The organism is Rhodoblastus sp. 17X3 (genome assembly GCF_030056575.1).
GTDB lineage: Bacteria > Pseudomonadota > Alphaproteobacteria > Rhizobiales > Beijerinckiaceae > Rhodoblastus.
In genome coordinates, this window is sequence record NZ_JASHHX010000009.1 from 67,396 (window position 1) to 85,851 (window position 18,456).

Annotated in this window: 20 protein-coding genes; 5 read left to right on the forward strand and 15 right to left on the reverse strand. The window is 65.2% G+C overall.

Going from position 1 to position 18,456, the window contains the following annotated elements; translation table 11 throughout:
* Window positions 1-12 precede the first annotated feature (12 nt).
* From QM467_RS10450 to thrC, 4 genes are all read right to left on the reverse strand, one after another.
* Window positions 13-2,898, reverse strand: a complete 2,886-nt coding sequence (locus QM467_RS10450; RefSeq protein ID WP_283366259.1) for an EAL domain-containing protein — start codon at window positions 2,896-2,898, stop codon at window positions 13-15.
* 168 nt (window positions 2,899-3,066) lie between these two features.
* Window positions 3,067-3,690 (reverse strand): GNAT family N-acetyltransferase, encoded by a 624-nt coding sequence (locus QM467_RS10455; protein WP_283366337.1) that lies wholly within the window; start codon window positions 3,688-3,690, stop codon window positions 3,067-3,069.
* Between the two features lie 62 nt (window positions 3,691-3,752).
* Window positions 3,753-5,015: a M16 family metallopeptidase gene (locus QM467_RS10460; RefSeq protein ID WP_283366260.1), complete on the reverse strand. Its 1,263-nt coding sequence runs from the start codon at window positions 5,013-5,015 to the stop codon at window positions 3,753-3,755.
* 12 nt (window positions 5,016-5,027) lie between these two features.
* Window positions 5,028-6,443: a threonine synthase gene (gene thrC, locus QM467_RS10465; protein ID WP_283366261.1), complete on the reverse strand. Its 1,416-nt coding sequence runs from the start codon at window positions 6,441-6,443 to the stop codon at window positions 5,028-5,030.
* 174 nt (window positions 6,444-6,617) lie between these two features.
* Between thrC and QM467_RS10470 the strand changes: the two genes are divergently transcribed.
* The gene (locus QM467_RS10470; RefSeq protein WP_283366262.1) at window positions 6,618-6,971 is read left to right on the forward strand and encodes a diacylglycerol kinase; all 354 of its coding nucleotides are present in this window, start codon (window positions 6,618-6,620) and stop codon (window positions 6,969-6,971) included.
* A 46-nt stretch (window positions 6,972-7,017) separates the two neighbouring features.
* Here QM467_RS10470 and QM467_RS10475 read toward each other — a convergent pair whose 3' ends face one another.
* The 10 genes from QM467_RS10475 to coxB all read right to left on the reverse strand — a co-directional run bounded on the left by QM467_RS10475 (window position 7,018) and on the right by coxB (window position 14,703).
* On the reverse strand, window positions 7,018-7,542 hold the full coding sequence (locus QM467_RS10475) for a SixA phosphatase family protein (protein WP_283366263.1): 525 nt from the start codon (window positions 7,540-7,542) through the stop codon (window positions 7,018-7,020).
* 26 nt (window positions 7,543-7,568) lie between these two features.
* Window positions 7,569-7,901 carry a hypothetical protein gene (locus QM467_RS10480; protein ID WP_283366264.1) on the reverse strand — a complete coding sequence of 111 codons (333 nt, stop codon included), beginning with the start codon at window positions 7,899-7,901 and terminating at the stop codon, window positions 7,569-7,571.
* Window positions 7,902-8,034: 133 nt separating this feature from the next.
* On the reverse strand, window positions 8,035-8,790 hold the full coding sequence (locus QM467_RS10485; RefSeq protein WP_283366265.1) for an SURF1 family protein: 756 nt from the start codon (window positions 8,788-8,790) through the stop codon (window positions 8,035-8,037).
* Window positions 8,791-8,798: 8 nt separating this feature from the next.
* Complete coding sequence (locus tag QM467_RS10490; protein WP_283366266.1) at window positions 8,799-9,161, reverse strand: DUF983 domain-containing protein; 363 nt, start codon at window positions 9,159-9,161, stop codon at window positions 8,799-8,801.
* Window positions 9,162-9,267: 106 nt separating this feature from the next.
* On the reverse strand, window positions 9,268-10,137 hold the full coding sequence (locus QM467_RS10495; RefSeq protein WP_283366267.1) for a cytochrome c oxidase subunit 3: 870 nt from the start codon (window positions 10,135-10,137) through the stop codon (window positions 9,268-9,270).
* Between the two features lie 73 nt (window positions 10,138-10,210).
* Window positions 10,211-10,840, reverse strand: a complete 630-nt coding sequence (locus QM467_RS10500; protein WP_283366268.1) for a cytochrome c oxidase assembly protein — start codon at window positions 10,838-10,840, stop codon at window positions 10,211-10,213.
* Between the two features lie 3 nt (window positions 10,841-10,843).
* Window positions 10,844-11,005, reverse strand: coding sequence for a hypothetical protein (locus QM467_RS10505; protein WP_283366269.1), 162 nt, complete (start codon window positions 11,003-11,005; stop codon window positions 10,844-10,846).
* A 3-nt stretch (window positions 11,006-11,008) separates the two neighbouring features.
* A complete protein-coding gene (locus tag QM467_RS10510) occupies window positions 11,009-11,953 on the reverse strand; it encodes a heme o synthase (protein ID WP_283366270.1) in 945 nt (314 codons plus the stop codon).
* 71 nt (window positions 11,954-12,024) lie between these two features.
* On the reverse strand, window positions 12,025-13,710 hold the full coding sequence (gene ctaD / locus QM467_RS10515) for a cytochrome c oxidase subunit I (RefSeq protein WP_283366271.1): 1,686 nt from the start codon (window positions 13,708-13,710) through the stop codon (window positions 12,025-12,027).
* Between the two features lie 57 nt (window positions 13,711-13,767).
* Entirely contained in the window at window positions 13,768-14,703 is a 936-nt protein-coding gene (gene coxB / locus QM467_RS10520) for a cytochrome c oxidase subunit II (RefSeq protein ID WP_283366272.1), read from the reverse strand.
* A gap of 320 nt (window positions 14,704-15,023) precedes the next feature.
* Here coxB and QM467_RS10525 point away from each other — a divergent pair, with 320 nt between their 5' ends.
* From QM467_RS10525 to QM467_RS10540, 4 genes are all read left to right on the forward strand, one after another.
* Window positions 15,024-15,557 (forward strand): invasion associated locus B family protein, encoded by a 534-nt coding sequence (locus QM467_RS10525; protein ID WP_283366273.1) that lies wholly within the window; start codon window positions 15,024-15,026, stop codon window positions 15,555-15,557.
* A gap of 78 nt (window positions 15,558-15,635) precedes the next feature.
* Window positions 15,636-16,772 (forward strand): glycine cleavage system aminomethyltransferase GcvT, encoded by a 1,137-nt coding sequence (gcvT, locus tag QM467_RS10530; protein ID WP_283366274.1) that lies wholly within the window; start codon window positions 15,636-15,638, stop codon window positions 16,770-16,772.
* Window positions 16,773-16,787: 15 nt separating this feature from the next.
* On the forward strand, window positions 16,788-17,165 hold the full coding sequence (gene gcvH, locus QM467_RS10535; RefSeq protein ID WP_283366275.1) for a glycine cleavage system protein GcvH: 378 nt from the start codon (window positions 16,788-16,790) through the stop codon (window positions 17,163-17,165).
* Between the two features lie 28 nt (window positions 17,166-17,193).
* Complete coding sequence (locus tag QM467_RS10540) at window positions 17,194-17,949, forward strand: tRNA-uridine aminocarboxypropyltransferase (protein WP_283366276.1); 756 nt, start codon at window positions 17,194-17,196, stop codon at window positions 17,947-17,949.
* Here QM467_RS10540 and QM467_RS10545 read toward each other — a convergent pair.
* The gene (locus QM467_RS10545) at window positions 17,929-18,363 is read right to left on the reverse strand and encodes a ribosomal maturation YjgA family protein (protein ID WP_283366277.1); all 435 of its coding nucleotides are present in this window, start codon (window positions 18,361-18,363) and stop codon (window positions 17,929-17,931) included. The two genes, QM467_RS10540 and QM467_RS10545, sit on opposite strands and share 21 nt — an antisense overlap.
* Between the last annotated feature and the right edge of the window lie 93 nt (window positions 18,364-18,456).

Consider the following 18,456-nt stretch of genomic DNA (forward strand, 5'->3'; position numbering starts at 1 on the left):
CGCCCGCTCTGATTAAAGGGCGGGCTCGGCCGACGCGCCCACGAGCTTGCGGGCGTCGGTGGCGCTCAGCGGATGGCCGAAGGCGAAGCCGACGGCGTATTCGCAGCCGATTTGCGAAAATTCGATCACATCCGATTCGCTCTCCGCGCCCTCGGCGATCGCCTCCATGCCGAAATCATGGGCGAGCGTAACGACAGAGCGAAGCATGGCCGGGCGATTGGTCAGTCCGTCCTGACGGGCGAAGGCGCGGTCGATCCGGATCATGTCGAACGGAAAGCGTTGGAGATAGGCCAGCGAGGAATAGCCCGAGCCGAAGCCGGAGAGGCCGAGGCCCGCGCCCAACTCCTTGAGGCGACCGAGAATCTGCGCCGCATATTCGGGATTGGCCATCACCAAAGCCTCGCTGAATTCCAGCTTCAGCGAGCCGGGGGCGACGCCGACTCGGGTCAGGACGTTCTTCACGTCGGGCAGCAGGTCGTGGCGCAGCAGGCGCGCCGAGGAAATATTGACGCTGGCGAAAATCGGCGGATTGACGTCCAGCGCCTTCTGCCAGGCGGCAAGCTCTCGCGCCGCGCGCTGCATGACGAAGCGGCCGAGATCGACGATCAGCCCGGTTTCCTCGGCGAGCGGCAGGAATTCGCTTGGCTCGACGCGGCCAAGACGCGGATGCTGCCAGCGCAGCAACGCCTCGAAGCCGGCGACGGTGCGGTCGTCCAGCCGGACGATGGGCTGGAAGAACAGCTTGATCTCGTCGCGATCGAGCGCATGGCGCAACTCGCTTTCCAGCGCCTGCCGATTGGAGCCCTGCGACCGCATGGAGGGCCGGAAAACCTCGATCCGGCCGCCGCCGTCGCGCTTGGCGTGGCGCATGGCGATCTCGGCGTCCTTGAGCATGTCCTCGCGCTTGGGATGCCATTGCGGGTCGAACAGGGCGATGCCGACCGAAACGCCGAGAGGGATTTCCTTGTTGGCGAAGGTGACCGGCGCGGAGACGGTGCGGCGGATGCGGTCGGCCAGATTGACGATCTGCTCCGTCGCGGCCTCGGAAGCGAGAATCACAGCGAACATGTCGCCTGAAATGCGCGCCAGCGTGTCGCGGGGCTGCAACAGGCGGCCCAGCCGCCGCGCAACGGTCAGCAGGATCGAATCGCCGGCCGAGACGCCGACGGTTTCGACGATCTTGCTGAAGCGGTCGATATCGACGCACAGCACGGTCGGGCGATGGTGGGGCGGCGTCTCGGCCTGGATCAGCGCCAGTTCAAGACGGTCGAAGAAGATTTCGCGATTGGGCAGGCCGGTCAGATTGTCATGGACGGCGTCGTGCAGCAGGCGCTCGAAGGCGTTTTTCTGCTCGGTCACGTCGGTCAGCGTGCCGACCAGCCGCACCACGTCGCCATCCGGCCCGACCACAGGGCGCGCGCGCAGTCGGAACCAGAAATAATGGCCGTCGCTCGCATGAAGGCGGAAGTCCTGGCTGACGCGGCCGCGGCGCTGCTCCAGCACCGTGTCGAGGCAGGCGCGATAGCGGTCGCGCTCCAGCGGATGCAGCAGGCTCATCCAGGACGAGGCCGGACCTTCGAGGTCGCTGCGGCGCAGGCCGAGCTGATCCTCGATTTCCGGGCTGACATAGATCTGGTCGTTGATGACGTCCCAGTCGAAAATGATGTCATTGGCGCCTGTCAGCGCCAGCGCCTTGCGCTCGACGTCGCTGATCGCGCCATGGGCGACGCCGCCGGCGGCGAAGGCGCTCTGCATGATGGTGAAGCCGATCAGCATCACCAGCAGCACGAGGCCGCCCAGCAGCGCGGGGGAGGCGAGGTCGTTGGCGATGGAGCCGTTGACCGTGAAGGCCGCCGCGCAGACCCAGACCACCAGCAGCAGCCAGGTCGGAATGAGCATGACCGCGCGTTCGACGCCATGGGTGGCGAGATAGATCACCAGGATCAGGCCGACGGCGGCCACGGTGGCCAGGGAAATGCGCGCCACGCCCGCCGCGACGGAAGGATCATAGACGGCGAGGCCGACGAGGGCGAGCAGGAAGGCCAGCCAGACGCCCGCGATATGGGAGGCGCGGACATGCCAGCGGCTGAGGTTGAGATAGGCGAAAAGAAAGACCACAAGCGTGGCCGAGAGCACGGTTTCGGCGCCGGCGCGCCAGACGCGGTCGGCATTGGCCTCGGTGCCGAAGATCTTGGACCAGAAGCCGAAATCGATGGAGATATAGGCCAGAACCGCCCAGGCCAGCGCGGCGGCGGCCGGGAAGATCACGGCGCCCTTGACGACGAAGACGATGGTCAGGAACAGGGCGAGCAGGCCGGCGATGCCGATGACGATGCCCTTGTAAAGCGTCAGGCCGGTGGTCTTGTCCTTGAAGGCTTCGGGCTCCCAAAGATAGAGCTGCGGCAGTTTCGGCGTCTTCAGCTCGGCCACATAAGTCACGGTGGCGCCGGGGTCGAGCGTCACGCGGAAGACGTCGGCGTCGGGCGTGTCTTCCTTTTCGGGAGGAATGCCCTGGCTCGCGGTGATTTCGGAAATGCGCTCGGAGCCGAGGTCCGGCCAGATCACGCCAGAGCCGACCAGGCGGAAATGCGGCGCGACGATCAGCCGCTCCATCTGCTCGTCGGTGTCATTAGTGAGCGCGAACACGATCCAGGACGGATGCGCGCCGGCCTCGCGGGCGTGAACCTCGATTCGGCGGACGATGCCGTCGGGACCTGGCGCGGTGGAGACCTGGATGCGGTCGCCCTGATTGGAATAATTCTCGACCCAGTGCGTCAGGTCGATGGCCTGGGCGTCCGGCGGCACGCGCACCGATTCGACGGCAGCGGCGGGATTAAGCCCGGCGAGCGCGGCGAAAAGCGGCAACAGCAGCAGGAAGGCGAAGCGGGACAGGCTCACATGACCTTTGGGCGTGAAAGGGCGTAACGCGGCGCACGAAAGGCCGCAGGGGGTTTTCGCAAATCTCGCCGCGATTGCCTAGGCTCTCAAGGTGGGATTTCCGGCGCGATCGGGCGAAGGGGCTGCCGTGCCGCAGCTTAGTGTCGAAACTGTGACGAAGACGGCTCCTCAGCCCGGAAGCGACGGATGCGCGGCGGCGGCGTCTCCACGCAGGAAATCGCCCTCCAGCATGGCGAAAAGAAGATGGTCCTGCCAGGCGCCGTCAATGAGCAGATAGGCCCGGGCGAAGCCCTCGCGCTGGAAGCCGAGATGTTCGAGCAGCCGGCGCGAACGCTCGTTTTCCGGCGCGCAGGCGGCCTCGACGCGATGAAGCCGCATTTCGAGAAAGGCGTGGCGCAGCAAGGCGCGAACGGCCTTGGCCATATAGCCTTGGCCGGCGTGTTTTTCGCCCATCCAATAGCCGAGCGTCGCGCATTGGGCGACGCCGCGCCGCACATTGCCGAGCGTGATTCCGCCGAGCAGGGCGTCGTCCCGGGAGCGAAAAATCAGGAAGCCATGGGATTCGTCCTCCGCGCGCTCGCGGTCCTGGCGCTGGATGCGGCGCTGAAAGGCGGGCTTGGTCAGGTCGTCGACCGGCCAACTCGGCTCCCAAGGCGTCAGAAAGGCGCGGCTCGCGCTGCGAAGCTGCCGCCACGGCTCGAAATCGCCGGGCAGCGCGGCGCGCAGATAGACGCCCTCGCCGTCGAGGCGGCCGGGGACGGGTTTTTTGCGCTGAAGTCCGAAAAAATTCATGGTCATCGCGGCGTATCTTGCGTCAGGTTAGCATAAAGCGCGCAATTTATGACAGTCTCGAGCTAGACGCCGCCGAGCAGCGCCGCAACCTCGGCGGCGCCCGGCGCCTTGCGGACGGCGCCGAGAATGGCGACGGTCGGGGCCGTGCGCAACATGGCGGCGCCCGCCGCCTGCACGTCGGAGAGGCCGAGGGCGTCAATCTTCTCGATCATTTCCGCGCGCGTCAGAACCCGGCCGAATATCGTGATCTGCCGTGCGATCTGTTCCGCGCGCGCCGAAGAGCTTTCCAGCGCCGTCAGCAGGCCGACCTTGGTCTGCGCCTTCGCCCGGACGAGATCGGCCTCCCCCAAGGAATGCGCGGCCCCGGCGAGGCACGACAGGCTGACCTCCACCAGTTCGCGCACGCTGCGGCCCGAGGTCGCGGCTTCGAAGCCGAACAGGCCGGTGTCGAAGAAGGGCCAGTGGAACGAGGAAATGGAATAGGCGAGGCCGCGTTTTTCCCGCACTTCCTGAAACAGCGGGCTGGCCATGCCGCCGCCGATAGCGTTGGCGAAGAGATGCGCGGCGTAATTCTGCGGGTCGGCATAGGCGCGGCCCTCGAAGCCGATCACGACCTGGGTCTGCTCCAGCTTTTTCGCGACCAGCTTTTCGCCGCCGGCATATCGTGCGGGCTCCAGCGCGACCGGCGGCGCGACGGGCAGGGAGGCGAACAGGCGTTCCGAGGCGTCGCGGATCTGCGCATGATCGACCGCCCCCGCGCCCGCGATCACGCAGGCCCGCGCGCCATAATGGCGCTGGAGATAAAGCTCGATGGCGTCGCGGTCGAAGCCGCGCACGCGCTCCGGCGTGCCGAGGATGGCGCGGCCGACGGGCTGGTCGGGAAAGGCGGCGGCGTTGAACAGATCGATCACGAAATCGTCGGGCGTGTCCTGCAAAGCCGCGATTTCCTGCAGGATCACATCCTTCTCGCGCTCCAGCTCCGCCGGGTCGAACAGGCTTGCGGTCAGAATATCGGCGAGCACGTCCAGCGCCAGTTCGCAATCCTCGCGCAGCACGCGGGCGTAATAGGATGTGCTTTCCACGCCGGTCGCGGCGTTGAGATCGCCGCCCGCGCTTTCGATGTCTTCCGCTATGGCGCGGGCGTCGCGCCGCCGCGTGCCCTTGAAGGCCATATGTTCGAGCAGATGCGACAGGCCCTGTTCGGACGCGTCCTCGTTGCGCGAGCCGGCGGCGACGAAAACGCCGAGCGAGGCGGTCTCCAGCCCGGGCATGGAATCCGTGACGATTCGCAGTCCGGAGGGCAGTTCGCTGATTTCAACCGCCATGCCGGGCCCGTTTCACTTTTGAGCCAAAGTGACGGCGCGGGCGCGGGCGCGGACGAAGCTCGCGATCGCCTGTTCGTCGTTCGGCAGCACGTCGAAACGCTCCTTGCGCTCGAACAGGTCGGCGAGATGCGCCGGCAGCGGCGCGGACAGGCCGGTCGCCGCGCGCACGGCGTCGGGGAATTTGGCCGGATGGGCGGTGCCGAGCGCCACCATTGGGGTCGCGGGATCGCGCGCCAGGTTTTTCCGCGCGACATGGACTGCGACGGCGGTGTGGGGATCGAGAATATATTCGCACTCGCGCCAGGTCCGCGCGATTTCGCCCGCGGTTTCCGCCTCGCTGGCCGCCCCGGCGGAGAATTCCTCGCGGATTTTTTCCAGCGCGGCGGGCGGAATGTCGAAAGCGCCGGACTGGTCGAGACTCGCCATCAGGCCCCGGATCTCGGCCGCGTCGCGGCCGACGGCGTCGAACAGAAGGCGCTCGAAATTGGACGAGACCTGAATGTCCATCGAGGGCGACTGCGTCGCATGGACGCCGCGCACCTCATAGCGGCCCGTAGCCAGCGCGCGGGCGAGAATGTCGTTGGAATTGGTGGCGACGACGAGCTTTTCGATGGGAAGGCCCATCTGTCGCGCCATGTGGCCGGCGAGAATGTCGCCGAAATTGCCGGTCGGCACCGTGAACGAGACTTTCCGCAACGGCCCGCCCAGCACGGCGGCGGAGGTGAAATAATAGACCATCTGCGCCACGACGCGGGCGAAATTGATCGAATTCACGCCCGAGAGGCCAAGCTCTTCACGCAAGGGCTGGTTGCGGAAGAAGCGCTTCAGGATGGCCTGGGCGTCGTCGAAAGTGCCTTCGAGCGCGATGGCGTGGATATTGTCCGCCGCTACCGTGGTCATCTGGCGGCGCTGCACGTCGGAGACGCGGCCGTGCGGATAAAGAATGAAGACATCGACCTGGTCGAGGCCGCGAAAGGCCTCGATCGCGGCGGCGCCGGTGTCGCCCGATGTGGCGCCGATGATGGTGGCGCGCTTGCCGCGCGCTTTCAGCGCCCGGTCCATCAGCCGCCCGAGCAATTGCATCGCCACGTCCTTGAAGGCGAGCGTCGGGCCGTGGAACAACTCCAGCACGAAGAGATTGTCGTCGATCTGGGCCAGCGGCGTCACCGCCTTGTGGCGGAAGCTCGCATAGGCGGCCTCGAGCATGGGTTTGAATTCGTCGGCCGGCAGAGTCGCGTCGAGGTAGGGGGAGATGACCGACTGCGCCACATCGACATAGGGCTTGCCCGCGAAGCCGCGCAAGGTCTCGGCCGCGAGATGCGGCATGGCCTCCGGCACGTAAAGGCCGCCGTCGGGCGCGAGGCCGGCGAGCAGTGCTTCGGTGAAGGAGAGTTTGGGCGCTTCGCCGCGCGTCGAAATATAGGCCACGGGTTCTTTCCGGTGAGACGAGCCGCCTTTTAGCGCCTTGTCGCCCCGCTGTCATGTCCGGGCGGCGCTTTGAGTCCGATCCACGTTTCCAGCGGAGAGAGAACGGAAACAATTTTATGCGACCGTTCGACGCGCCATCAAACGGCGCTCAATCTGTCGAAATCGCGGCCCATCTTGAGCAAGCATCAAATTTCCCGAGCCTTGACCGCCTCTCTCGCGGGTCTCGCCAGCGCCTGGCGGACCGAGCGCGCCTTCCGCCTGGAAACGGCCGTGCTCGCCGCCGCAGTCCCTGTCGCCTTACTGCTGACGCCGGATTTCTTTCGTCGCGCGGAACTGATCGCGTGTCTGCTGGCTGTGCTGGCGGTCGAGCTGCTCAATACGAGTATCGAAAAGCTCTGCGATCGAACGACGCCCCAAATCGATCCCGTCATCAAAATCGTCAAGGACATGGGCTCGGCCGCCGTCTTCTGCGCGCTTTGCATGGCGGGCGCGATCTGGATCGGCGCGGCCCTCGCGCGCTTCGCCTGAGGCTTGGCCATCGTCCCGCATCGACGCCGCCAGGGCGGTCCAGAGCCTATTCCAGCTCTCGCGGCGTAACGAAACGCGTCAGCCGTCCCGCTCCGCGACCAATTCGCGCCCATGAACAATCCAGGGCGAATTCCGCCAAAGCCCCCGTAGGAAAAGATTCGGCCAGACGTCGTCTGAGCGCATCCTCCGCCAAATGGTCGTTACCGCCGACGAGGAGAAGGGCCAATTCCTGCAGGCCGGGATTATGGCCGATCACGAGAACGGCGCGCGTCGAATCCGGGATTTTGCGCAACCGCTCCAGAAGTTGCGGCGCCGGCGCCAGATAGAGCGCTTCCTCGACCTTTATCTCTGGCGGTTCTTCCCACGGCTGGAGCGCCTCAAGCGTCTGCTGGGTTCGCAGCGCGCTGGACACGCAGATGAGATCCGGGCTTATCCGCTCGGAACGAACCAGCCGCCGCATGGCCGCGGCCGCCTTGCGCCCGCGCTTGTTCAACGGGCGGTCGTGATCCGGGAGCGACAGATCCTTCCACGACGACTTGGCGTGACGAAGCAGGAACAGCCGCTTTTTCATTTCTTCTTTTCTGAGGCGCGCTTTGGTCAGAGCGTCGGCGCTTCCTGATCGGGGCGGCGCCAAAATGAGGACTGTGACCGCATCGGGGAGAGCTTCGCCGCCGCGCCTTTCCTGGCCTTCAGAGGGCAGTCCGGGCGGCTGCACTTTCCAATCATGGCCAGCGCGGTGGCGACGCCGGTGAGAATGACGATGCCGCCATCGGCGTTCTTGACCCGAATGGAGGCGCCGTCGCGATGCCCGATCGTGAGCGCAAGAGCTTCGACCTGACACCAGGCCGCGCGGATATCCGGCAAGGATTCGGTCCGCGCGACGAAGGGCGGCTTACCGCCTTGAGCGATCTCGAACGAGAACAGCGGCATGTCGACCCCATTTCTGGTTTGGACGACACTATCCGCCCGTTGAGGAAGAGTCATCGAGCGCCGCAACAGAATTGATGTTGTTGCGCAGCATGAGTCGCGTCCGATGCAAATCGCGGCGGCCTTCGAAAGAGGCTTAGCGGGTCTCGCGTCCCGCCTCTCGCCCGGCGATTTCTCGTCGCCAGACATAGAGTCCGGCGACGGCGGCGAGCGTCGCGGCGAGCGCGAACCAGGTCAACGCATAGGACAAATGATTGTTGGGAATGGTCGTCACGGTCGCGGCCCCCTTCGGCCAGCCGCCGGGATTGGGCGCCGCATCGGCGTCGACGCTGAAGGGCGCTGATTCGGCCAGGCTCCAATGCGCGGCCAGAGCTGAGGGGTCGCGAGTGAACCAGAGGTTTTTCGCCGGTTCGTCGGGCGGAGTGAAGAAATTGCGGCTTTCGGGGCGACGCATCAGTCCGGTGACTTGCGTTTCACCGGCGATCTGCCCAGTCGCGCGCGCCGCCGGATCTTTCAACTCGGCCGGCACAAAGCCCCTATTGACGAAGACCACGCCGCCACCGTCGAGGCGCAGCGGCGCGACGATCTCATAGCCGGGGCCGCCGCCCGCGGCGCCGGTGGCGCTGGCGCGGAAGAGGTAGGATTCCTTCGTGTGATCGAATACGCCGCGCAAGGTCACGGGACGGTAGTCGTAATCGTCGGGCTTGAGGCCGGGCCAGTCGGCGCGGGGCGGCGGGGGCGCGGGCGAGGCGTCGCGGCGCGCGGCGATCTGCGCCAGCAGGCCCTCTTTCCAGGCGAGGCGATGCCATTGCCAGAACCCGAGCCCGGAGCACAGGCCGACGCCCAGAACGACACAGATCAGCAGAACGAAGTGGCGGCGCAGCAGGCCCATTTTGCGCTTCAGTCCTTCAGCCGGCCTTCCTCGGCCTTGTGATGGAATTGCGCGGCGACCATGAAGCTTTTCAGCGGGCGCAACATGCCGAGGCAGATGATGATCGTCAGTGGGAAAAAAATGACGAGATGGAGCCAGAACGGCGGCTCATAGGTCAATTCGACCCATAAAGCGATGCCCAGCACGACGAAGCCGGCGAGCAAGGTGACAAAAACGGCAGGGCCGTCGCCGGAATCGGCGAAGGAATAGTCGAGCCCGCAGGAGTCGCAGCGCGGGGCCAGCGTCAGGAAGCCGTCGAATAATTTGCCCTGGCCGCAGCGCGGGCATTTGCTGGTGAGGGCGGCCTTGATCGGAAAAGCTGTCTGGGGCATGGCGTCCTGCGGCGGGCGAGGCGCGCCAGTCTAGCATGATGGCGCCTTTGAAAAAACAAACCGGCCCGAAACAGGTTCGGGCCGGTGGAAATCCGAGGGGGCGCGTTCAGCCCGGACTGGCCTCCATCACCGCGCCCCAGGAGCCCCAGACATAGATGGCGGAGAACAGGAACAGCCAGACGACGTCCACGAAATGCCAGTACCAGGCGGCGAATTCGAAGCCGAGATGCTGTTTCGGCGTGAACTGGCCGGCCGTCGCCCGGATCAGGCAGACGATCAGGAAGATCGTGCCGACGATCACGTGAAAGCCATGAAAGCCGGTGGCCATGAAGAAGGTCGCGCCATAGATCGAATCTTTGAAGCCGAAGGGCGCGTGGATATATTCATAGGCTTGGATCGAGGTGAACAGCAGGCCGAGCAGGATGGTGGCGGCCAGGCCTTTCTTAAGGCCTTCGCGGTCGTTTTCCAGCAGGGCGTGATGGGCCCAGGTCACCGTGGTGCCGGATGTCAGCAGGATCAGCGTGTTGATCAGCGGCAGGTGCCACGGGTCGATCGCCTCGATTCCCTTGGGCGGCCAATGCCCGCCGGTGAAGGCGACGCGGGCATATTGAATGGGCTCGTTGGTGAAGAGGCTGGCGTCGAAAAAGGCCCAGAACCAGGCGACGAAGAACATCACTTCCGAGGCGATGAACAGGGTCATGCCATAGCGGTGGCTGAGCTGGACCACCAGAGTGTGGTCGCCGCTCTCGGCCTCCTTCACCACATCGGTCCACCAGAAGGCGATGACGGAGAGCAGGCCGATGATGCCGGCGCCGAACATCATGCTGCCGAGCTTGAGCCCGCCCAGTTCGAGATGCTTCATCCAGAAGATAAGGCCGACGGCGGTCAGGAAGGCGAAAATCGAGGCGAGTAGCGGCCAGGGGCTCGGCGCCACGAGATGGTAGTCGTGATTTGGCTTGGCGTGACCGTCGGCCATGTGCATTTCCTCCTCGCGCCCGGCTTTGCCGGGCTTTGTTCTGCGCCGGTTTTTCCGGCGGATCAGCTCTTGATCAGCTCTTGCCGGGAACGGCCGCGATGTCGGCCGCCCCGGTGGTCTCTGCGTTTCTCTTGGCGCCCGGAGGCGCGAAAAAGGTGTAGGACAAGGTGATCGCGTCAACGGCAGCCATGGTCTCGTCCTGTTCCAGTTTCGGATCCAGGAAAAAGACCACCGGCCATTCGGCGGTTTCATGGGGCCCCAGCTTCTGCGCGTCGAAGCAGAAGCATTTCAGCTTGTCGAACCAGGCGCCGGCCTGATCCGGGGCGACATTGAAACGCGCCACGCCTTCGGTGGCGCGGTCGGACAGGTTGGCGGCGCGGAAAAAGACCGTGACGGTCTCCCCGGGGCGCAGCAGGATTTCAGGCGTTTCCGGCTCGAAGCGCCAGGCGAGACCGGGCGCGACATTGGCGTCGAAGCGCACCGCGATTTTCCGCAAACCGCGCTCATCAGGCGCGCGGGAAGCCGATTGCGTCGTGCCGCCATAGCCGGTCGCGGCGCAGAACAGCCGATAAAGCGGAACGGCGGCGAAGGACGCGCCAAGCATCAGCCCCGCCACGACCGCAAGCGCCGCGGCAGTTCGATGCGCGGCGGCGGTTTTCTGCTGCGTTCCTGACGCTTTGTTCTGGCCCGGCTTCGCGGTCATGGTTCAATCCGGCCGCATGAAGACGTTCGGACCGAGCCGCACGATGGTGATGGCGTAGAAGATCGCCACCAGAGCTGCGACGGCCAGCGCAATGGCGATATTGCGTTGGCGGCGGCGCTTTTCCTGTTCGGGCGTGAGCGGCTTGTAAAGGATTTGCGTCGGCATGGCTCAGGCTCCCAGCCAGATCGTCGTCAGGCGCTCGACCACCAGAACGGCGAAAAGCGTGAAGAGATAAAGGATCGAGAAGCCGAAATTGCGCATCGCGGTTTTCCGCGCCAGATCGCCCTCGCGGCGTGAGAACACCGCCCAGCCGCCAAGAATCATCCCGATTCCGCCGAGGCAGGCGACCGCGCCATAGACGGGGCCGGCGTAGCCCAGAACCCAGGGCAGGGCGCCGATCGGCGCCAGCAGCAGGGAATAAAGCAGGATCTGCAGGCGCGTGGCGTCTGGGCCCCAGACATTCGGGGCCATCGGCACGCCGGCGCGGCCGTAATCCCCAGCCTTGACCAGCGCCAGCGACCAGAAATGGGGCGGCGTCCAGACGAAGATCAGCGTGAAAAGCAGCAGGCTCGACAGGTCGAGCGATCCGGCGGCGGCGGCGTAGCCGACCATCGGGGGCAGGGCGCCCGCCGCGCCGCCGATCACGATGTTCTGCGGCGTCGAACGCTTCAGCCACATCGTATAGACGACGACATAATAGAAGATGGTGAAGGCGAGCAGCCCGCCGGCGAGCCAGTTGGCGGCGAGGCCCAGCGTGAGGACCGCGAAGGCCGAGAGCACGAGGCCGAAAGCCAGAGCTTCGCCGCGCGCCATGCGTCCAGCGGGAATCGGGCGGTTGGCCGTGCGCGCCATCAGGCGGTCGATGTCGGAATCATACCACATGTTGAGGGCGCCGGAGGCTCCGGCCCCAACCGCGATCGCCAGCAGGGCGATCGCTCCGATCACAGGATGGACCGGATGGGGCGCCATCAGCATGCCGGCGAAGGCCGTGAAAATGGATAGCGACATGACGCGCGGTTTGAGCAGCGCGACATAATCGGACGGGCTGGCGTCCGAGGCCGCCAATCCAAAATCGCTGCGTTGACCGAGATCGCTTTCGCTGACGAGACTCATCGGCTGTTCACTTCATTCCGGTTCTCTGGGGCGCCACGCCCCGCGAAGGACAGTGGGACGCCCCGCCAAGGTCAATGGTTCGTGTCGGCGAAATGTGGCAGGTCGTTGAACTGATGGTAGGGCGGCGGCGAGGACAGCGTCCATTCCAGCGTCGTCGCGCCCGGACCCCAAGGGTTGTCGCCGGCCGCTTCCTTGCGCTTGAAGGCGTCATAGACGCAGTAGAAGAAAATCAGCAGAGAGCCGCCGGAGAGGAAGGAGCCGATCGACGACACCTGGTTCCAAAGCTGGAAAGCGTCGGGATAGTCGATATAGCGGCGCGGCATGCCGGCGAGGCCGAGGAAGTGCTGCGGGAAGAAGGTGAGGTTGATGCCGATGAACATCACCCAGAAATGCAGCTTGGCCAGGCCCTCATTGTACATGTAGCCCGACATTTTCGGGAACCAGTAATAGAAGCCTGCGAAAATGGCGAAGACCGCGCCGAGCGACATCGTGTAGTGGAAGTGGGCCACGACATAATAGGTTTCGTGCAGCGCGCGGTCGACGCCCGCGTTGGACAGCACGACGCCGGTGACGCCGCCGACCGTGAACAGGAAGATGAAGCCGATCGCCCACACCATCGGGGCGCGCAGCGAGATCGAGCCGCCCCACATCGTGGCGATCCAGGAGAAGATCTTCACGCCGGTCGGCACCGCGATGACCATCGTGGCGAAGACGAAATAGCGCTGCGTGTTGAGCGACAGACCCACCGTGTACATGTGGTGCGCCCAGACGATGAAGCCGACGAAGCCGATCGCCACCATCGCATAGGCCATGCCGAGATAGCCGAAGATCGGCTTGCGCGAGAAGGTCGAGATGATGTGCGAGATGATGCCGAAGCCGGGCAGGATCAGGATGTAAACTTCCGGGTGGCCGAAGAACCAGAACAGATGCTGGAACAGGATCGGATCGCCGCCGCCGGCCGGATCGAAGAAGGTCGTGCCGAAATTGCGGTCGGTCAGCAGCATGGTGATCGCGCCGGCGAGAACCGGCAGCGAAAGCACCAGCAGGAAGGCCGTGACCAGCACGGACCACGCGAACAGAGGCATCTTGTGCAGCGTCATGCCCGGCGCGCGCATGTTGAAGATGGTGGTGATGAAATTGATCGCGCCGAGGATCGACGAGGCGCCCGCGATATGCAGGGAGAGGATGATGAAATCCATCGCCGGGCCGGGCGCGCCGGTGTTGGAGGAGAAGGGCGGGTAGAGCACCCAGCCGCCGCCGAAGCCCTTCATGCCGGGCGAGCCCTCGAAGAACAGCGACATGAACAGCAGCGTGAACGAGGCCGGCAGCAGCCAGAACGAGATATTGTTCATGCGCGGAAAGGCCATGTCCGGCGCGCCGATCATGATCGGAACGAACCAGTTGCCGAAGCCGCCGATCAGCGCCGGCATGACCATGAAGAAGATCATGATCACGCCATGGGCGGTGATGAAGACATTGTAGAGATTCTTGCCCGCGTCGAGACCCATCGCCGGATCGGCGCCCTGCAATAGATGGGCGAGGCCGGGGAAGATCTGGATGCCGGGATACATCAGCTCGGCGCGGATCGCCATCGACATCAGGCCGCCGATCACGCCGGCGATGATGGCGAAGATGAGGTAGAGCGTGCCGATGTCCTTGTGATTGGTCGAGAAGAGATAGCGCCGCCAGCCGGTCGGAACGCCGTGCGTCTCGTCATGTGTGTCGGAAGCGTGGAAGTGGGCGTCGCTGGCGGACATTCTCGTGATCCTTGAAAAAAGTCGTCGGGCGGACCGCCTGCAGCGGCCCCGCGAAAATCAGCGGGCGGCTTGCGCGGCTTGATTCGGGCCTGGATTCTCGGCGAACTGGTCATGCGCCGGGGCGGCGGCGAATTTCTTCTTCGCGCCTGCGAGCCAGTCGGCATAGTCCTTTTCGCTGACCACGCGGAAGGCGATCGGCATGAAGGCGTGATCCTTGCCGCAAATCTTCGAGCACTGGCCGTAATAGATGCCGACCCGTTCGGCCTGGAACCAGGACTCGTTCAACCGCCCCGGGACCGCGTCGATGCGCACGCCGAACGCCGGGATCGTGAACGAGTGGATCACGTCCGAGGCGGTGACCTGGACGCGGATCTTCTTCCCGACCGGCACCACGGCCTCGTTATCCACCGAGAGCAGGCGGATCTGGCCCTTGGACGGGTCGATCTGGTCTTCGGGGATCAACAGCGAATCAAAGCTGAAGCCGCCGCCCTGATCCTTGGGGTAGGCGTAGGACCAGTACCACTGGTTGCCGGTGACCTTGATCGTCACATCGGGCTGCGGAATGATCAGCTGATGCGCGAGCAGACGGAAGGAGGGAATGGCGATGAAGACCAGGATCAGCACCGGAAGGACCGTCCAGGCGACCTCCAGCAAGGTGTGATGGGTCGTGCGCGAGGGGTTCGGATTGGCCCTGTCGTTGAATTTCCATACGACATAGATCAGCAGACCCAGCACGAAGAGGCTGATGACGATGATGATCGGGAGCAAAATTCCGTTGTGGAACGCGTGAATCTCGTCAGCGATCGGCGAGTTGGCCACTTGCATGCCCATCTGGCCGGGGGCCGGAAAACCATCGCCCGGCGCCTGCGCGGCGAAGGCGGCGGCGGGCAAAGCCGAGAGCGCGGAGCCGACGGCGAAAGCCCCACGGCGGGCCGTGGGCCAAAAAACTGAAACCGCCGGCGCGTCGCCGGGCCGCAAATTCGCCTTGCGCATTGTCTGTTTTCACTCCCGAGAACGCGATCGCCCGATCAGCGTTGTCCCGTCTCGTTGGACGGCTTCTTGTTTGGATGCAGCGAAACACAAAGTTTGACGCAGATCAATACGCCTTCGATCCTCCCGCCAAGCTTTCGCCGTAATCATGGGTCGTTCAGCGCTCCGCGCTTGACAGGAGCGGCTCTTTTGATAGGCCTGTCCTGCCCGATTTTCTCGCGCGGGACGGATTTCGCGCCGCGTGAGAAAATCGGGCGAAGTCGGGGCCATAGCGGCGGTTGAGCGGAATCGCGGGCGCCCCGCCGAGGCACATCGGAGGAAATATGGCGTCCCAAGGCAACGGCTCGAAAAAAGCCGGCAAGTTTCTTCACGCGATTCTTTTCGCCATCCTGCTGAGCGCCGGCTTCGGCTTCGCGCCCGCCGCCGCGCAAGGCGTGGTCAAATCGAAAAATGGCGATTGGGAAATGCGCTGCGAGACCCCGCCGGGCGCCGCGCGCGAGCAATGCGCGCTGATGCAGAGCGTCGCCGCCGAGGACAAGCCCAACGTCAATCTGGTCGTGATCGTTCTGAAGACGGCGGATGGCAAGAGCAAGCTGCTGCGCGTCATCGCGCCGCTGGGCGTGCTGCTTCCCTCCGGCCTCGGCCTGAAGATCGACCAGGCCGATATCGGGCGCGCCGGCTTCGTGCGCTGCCTGCCCTCGGGCTGCATCGCCGAAGTTGTGATGGAAGACAAGCTGCTGGAGCAGATGCGCGCCGGGACCACGGCGACCTTCATCATCTTCCAGACGCCGGAGGAAGGCATCGGCATTCCGCTGGCGCTCAACGGCTTCAAGGATGCTTTCGAAAAGCTGCCCTGATCGGGCCGGCTTTTGCGCCGGGGCGGCGAATCGCCTTCGCTCCGGCCGCGAATCGTGGCGATTTCTGCTGGAGGGCGCATGACGTCGGAACTTGAACAGGCTCCCGCCCGCACCCCGCTTTACGCCCGCCATATCGCGCTCGGCGGACGCATGGTGGAATTCGCCGGCTATGCCTTGCCCGTGAACTACAGCAAGGGCGTGCTGGCCGAACATCTGTTCGCCCGCGCCAAGGCCGGCCTGTTCGACGTGTCGCACATGGGCCAGGCCTTTCTCTCGGGCCGCGAGGCCGCGCGAAAGCTGGAAAGCCTTGTGCCAGGCGACCTGCTCGCGCTGGAGCCGGGTCGCATCCGCTACAGCCAGTTCACCAATGAGCAGGGCGGCATTCTCGACGATCTGATGATCACGCGGCTGGCGCCGGGCGCGACAGGCGAGCGGCTGTTCCTCGTCGTCAACGCCGCTTGCAAGACGGCCGATTTCGCCCATTTGCGCGCCAGGCTGCCGGACCTGCGGCTGGAGATTCTGGAAGACCGCGCGCTTCTCGCCTTGCAGGGGCCGTCCGCCGCCGCCGTGCTGGAGCGCTATCTTCCCGGCGTGTCCGCGCTCGGCTTCATGTCGCAGGGCGCTTTCGTCTGGCGCGGCTTCGAGCTGTTCGTCTCCCGCTCCGGCTATACCGGCGAGGACGGATTCGAGATTTCCCTGCCGGCCGACGCAGCCCGCCCCTTCGCCGACGCCTTGCTGCTGGAGGAGGATGTCGAGCCGGTCGGCCTCGGCGCGCGCGATTCGCTGCGGCTCGAAGCGGGGCTTTGCCTCTATGGCCATGACATCGACACGACGACCAGCCCGATCGAGGCCGGCCTCGCTTGGTCGATTTCGAAGCGCCGCCGCGAGGAAGGCGGATTTCCCGGCGCGGCGCGGATCAAGAAGGAACTGGCCGGCGGACTGACGCGCATGCGCGTCGGCTTGCTGCTCGAAGGCAGGGCGCCCGCGCGCGAGGGCGCCGAAATCGCCAATGCCGAGGGCGTCGTGATCGGCCGGGTGACCTCGGGCGGCTTCGCGCCCTCGCTCGGCCGCCCCATCGCCATGGGCTATCTGCCGCCCGCCTACGCGCTGGAGGGAACGCTCGTGAACCTGATCGTGCGCGGAAAACCGCTGCCGGCGCGCGTCGTCGCGACGCCATTCGTCCCGAACCGCTATTATCGCCCCGCCAAAGCCTGACCGCCGGAGTCCTTCATGTCCGAAACGCTTTTCACCAAGGATCACGAATATATTGTCGTCGATGGCGACGCGGGCCTCGTCGGCATTACCGAATTTGCTCAGGGCCAGCTTGGCGACGTGGTCTTTGTCGAGCTGCCGGAGATCGGCGTCGCGCGCAAGAAGGGCGAGCAGACGGCGGTGGTCGAGAGCGTCAAGGCGGCGAGCGAAGTCTATGCGCCGGTCGCCGGCGAAATCATTGCGGTCAATGACGAGCTGGCTGACAATCCGGCGCTGGTGAACGAGGACCCCCACGGCAAGGGCTGGTTCTTCAAGATCAGGATCGCGGACGCCGGCGAATTGTCCGGCCTGCTTGACAAAGCCGCCTATGACGCGCTGATCGGCTCTTTGGCCTGAGCGGAATTGCGGGCAAGGGGGGAATGGCATGGCGGAACATGATCTGAGCGCGCCGGCCGCCGCCCCAGCGGAGGAGCCCATACTCTGCCCGCTCTGCGCCAAGCCGGAATTTCTCTGCGTCTGCGATTCCGTCGAGCCGGTCGCCAACCGCGTCTCCCTGCTTATTCTCCAGCACCCGCAGGAGCAGGACCGCCTGCTCGGCACCGCGCGGCTGGCGCTGCGCGCGCTGAAAGACGCCCAGCTCAAGATCGGCCTGTCCTGGCCGAGCCTGAGCAAGATTCTGGGGCGCGACGCTGATCCGGCGCAATGGGCGGTCCTTCACCTCGGCGCGGCCCATGTGAAGGATTTTCCGCCCGACCGCGAACTGGTCGCGCTGGACAAGAAAGGGCTGCCGCTGCCGGATCAGGACAAGGCGCTTGCCGGGCTGAAGGGCGTTGTGATCTTCGACGGCTCCTGGGCGCAGGCCAAGACCCTGTGGTGGCGCAATCCATGGGTGCTCAAGGCGAGGCGGCTGGCGCTGAACCCGAAGCGCGCCTCGCTTTACGGCAATTTGCGGCGCGAACCGCGCCGTGAGGCGCTGTCCACCATCGAGGCGGCCGGACTGACTCTGAGCCGGCTGGAGCGCCGTCCCGAGATCGAAACCGCGCTTGGGAAAAGCTTTGCGGCCATGCTGGCGAAGTATCGCGCCGCGCTCGCCTCGGGCGCCGTGGTCGAGCAGGCGCCGGCGCGCAAAGGCCGCCCGCCGAGGCGGCCGGCGAAGAAGTCAGCGGCGCCGACCGCGTGAGGTCTTTTTGAAAGGGTTGCGGAAGCCGCCCGCAAGCAGGGCGTCGAGTCCGAGCGCGGAAGCGAGACCCGCCGCATAGGCGAGAAAATTGCTCCAGCCGAACAGACGGCCCAGCACCCAGGCGCCGACGGTCGTGAGGCGGAAGATGTCGAGCGCGGGCGTATGGCTCAGCTTGGAAAACTCTATCCCCGCGCAAATCACGGCGGCGACGATCAAGATCTGTTTGCGCGGGCGGGAGCGCAGCAGCAGCGCGATGACGAAATAAATCGCCCCCGCCCAGAGCGCTCCCGCGCCCATGCGGATCACAAAGGGCGACAAGCCATGGGCCGGGCCGTAGCGGCGCAGGACGATTCCTGCCCCGATCAGCAAGACGAGGGCGAGGAATCGGCGGAAAGGCAGGGCGGAAAAGACCATGCCGCTGTGTGGCGAAAATCCGCGCCAGGCGCAATCGGTTTCCCCGGCCCGCGTCTTATGATAAAAGTCTTACTTTCCGTTTCCCTGACTTCC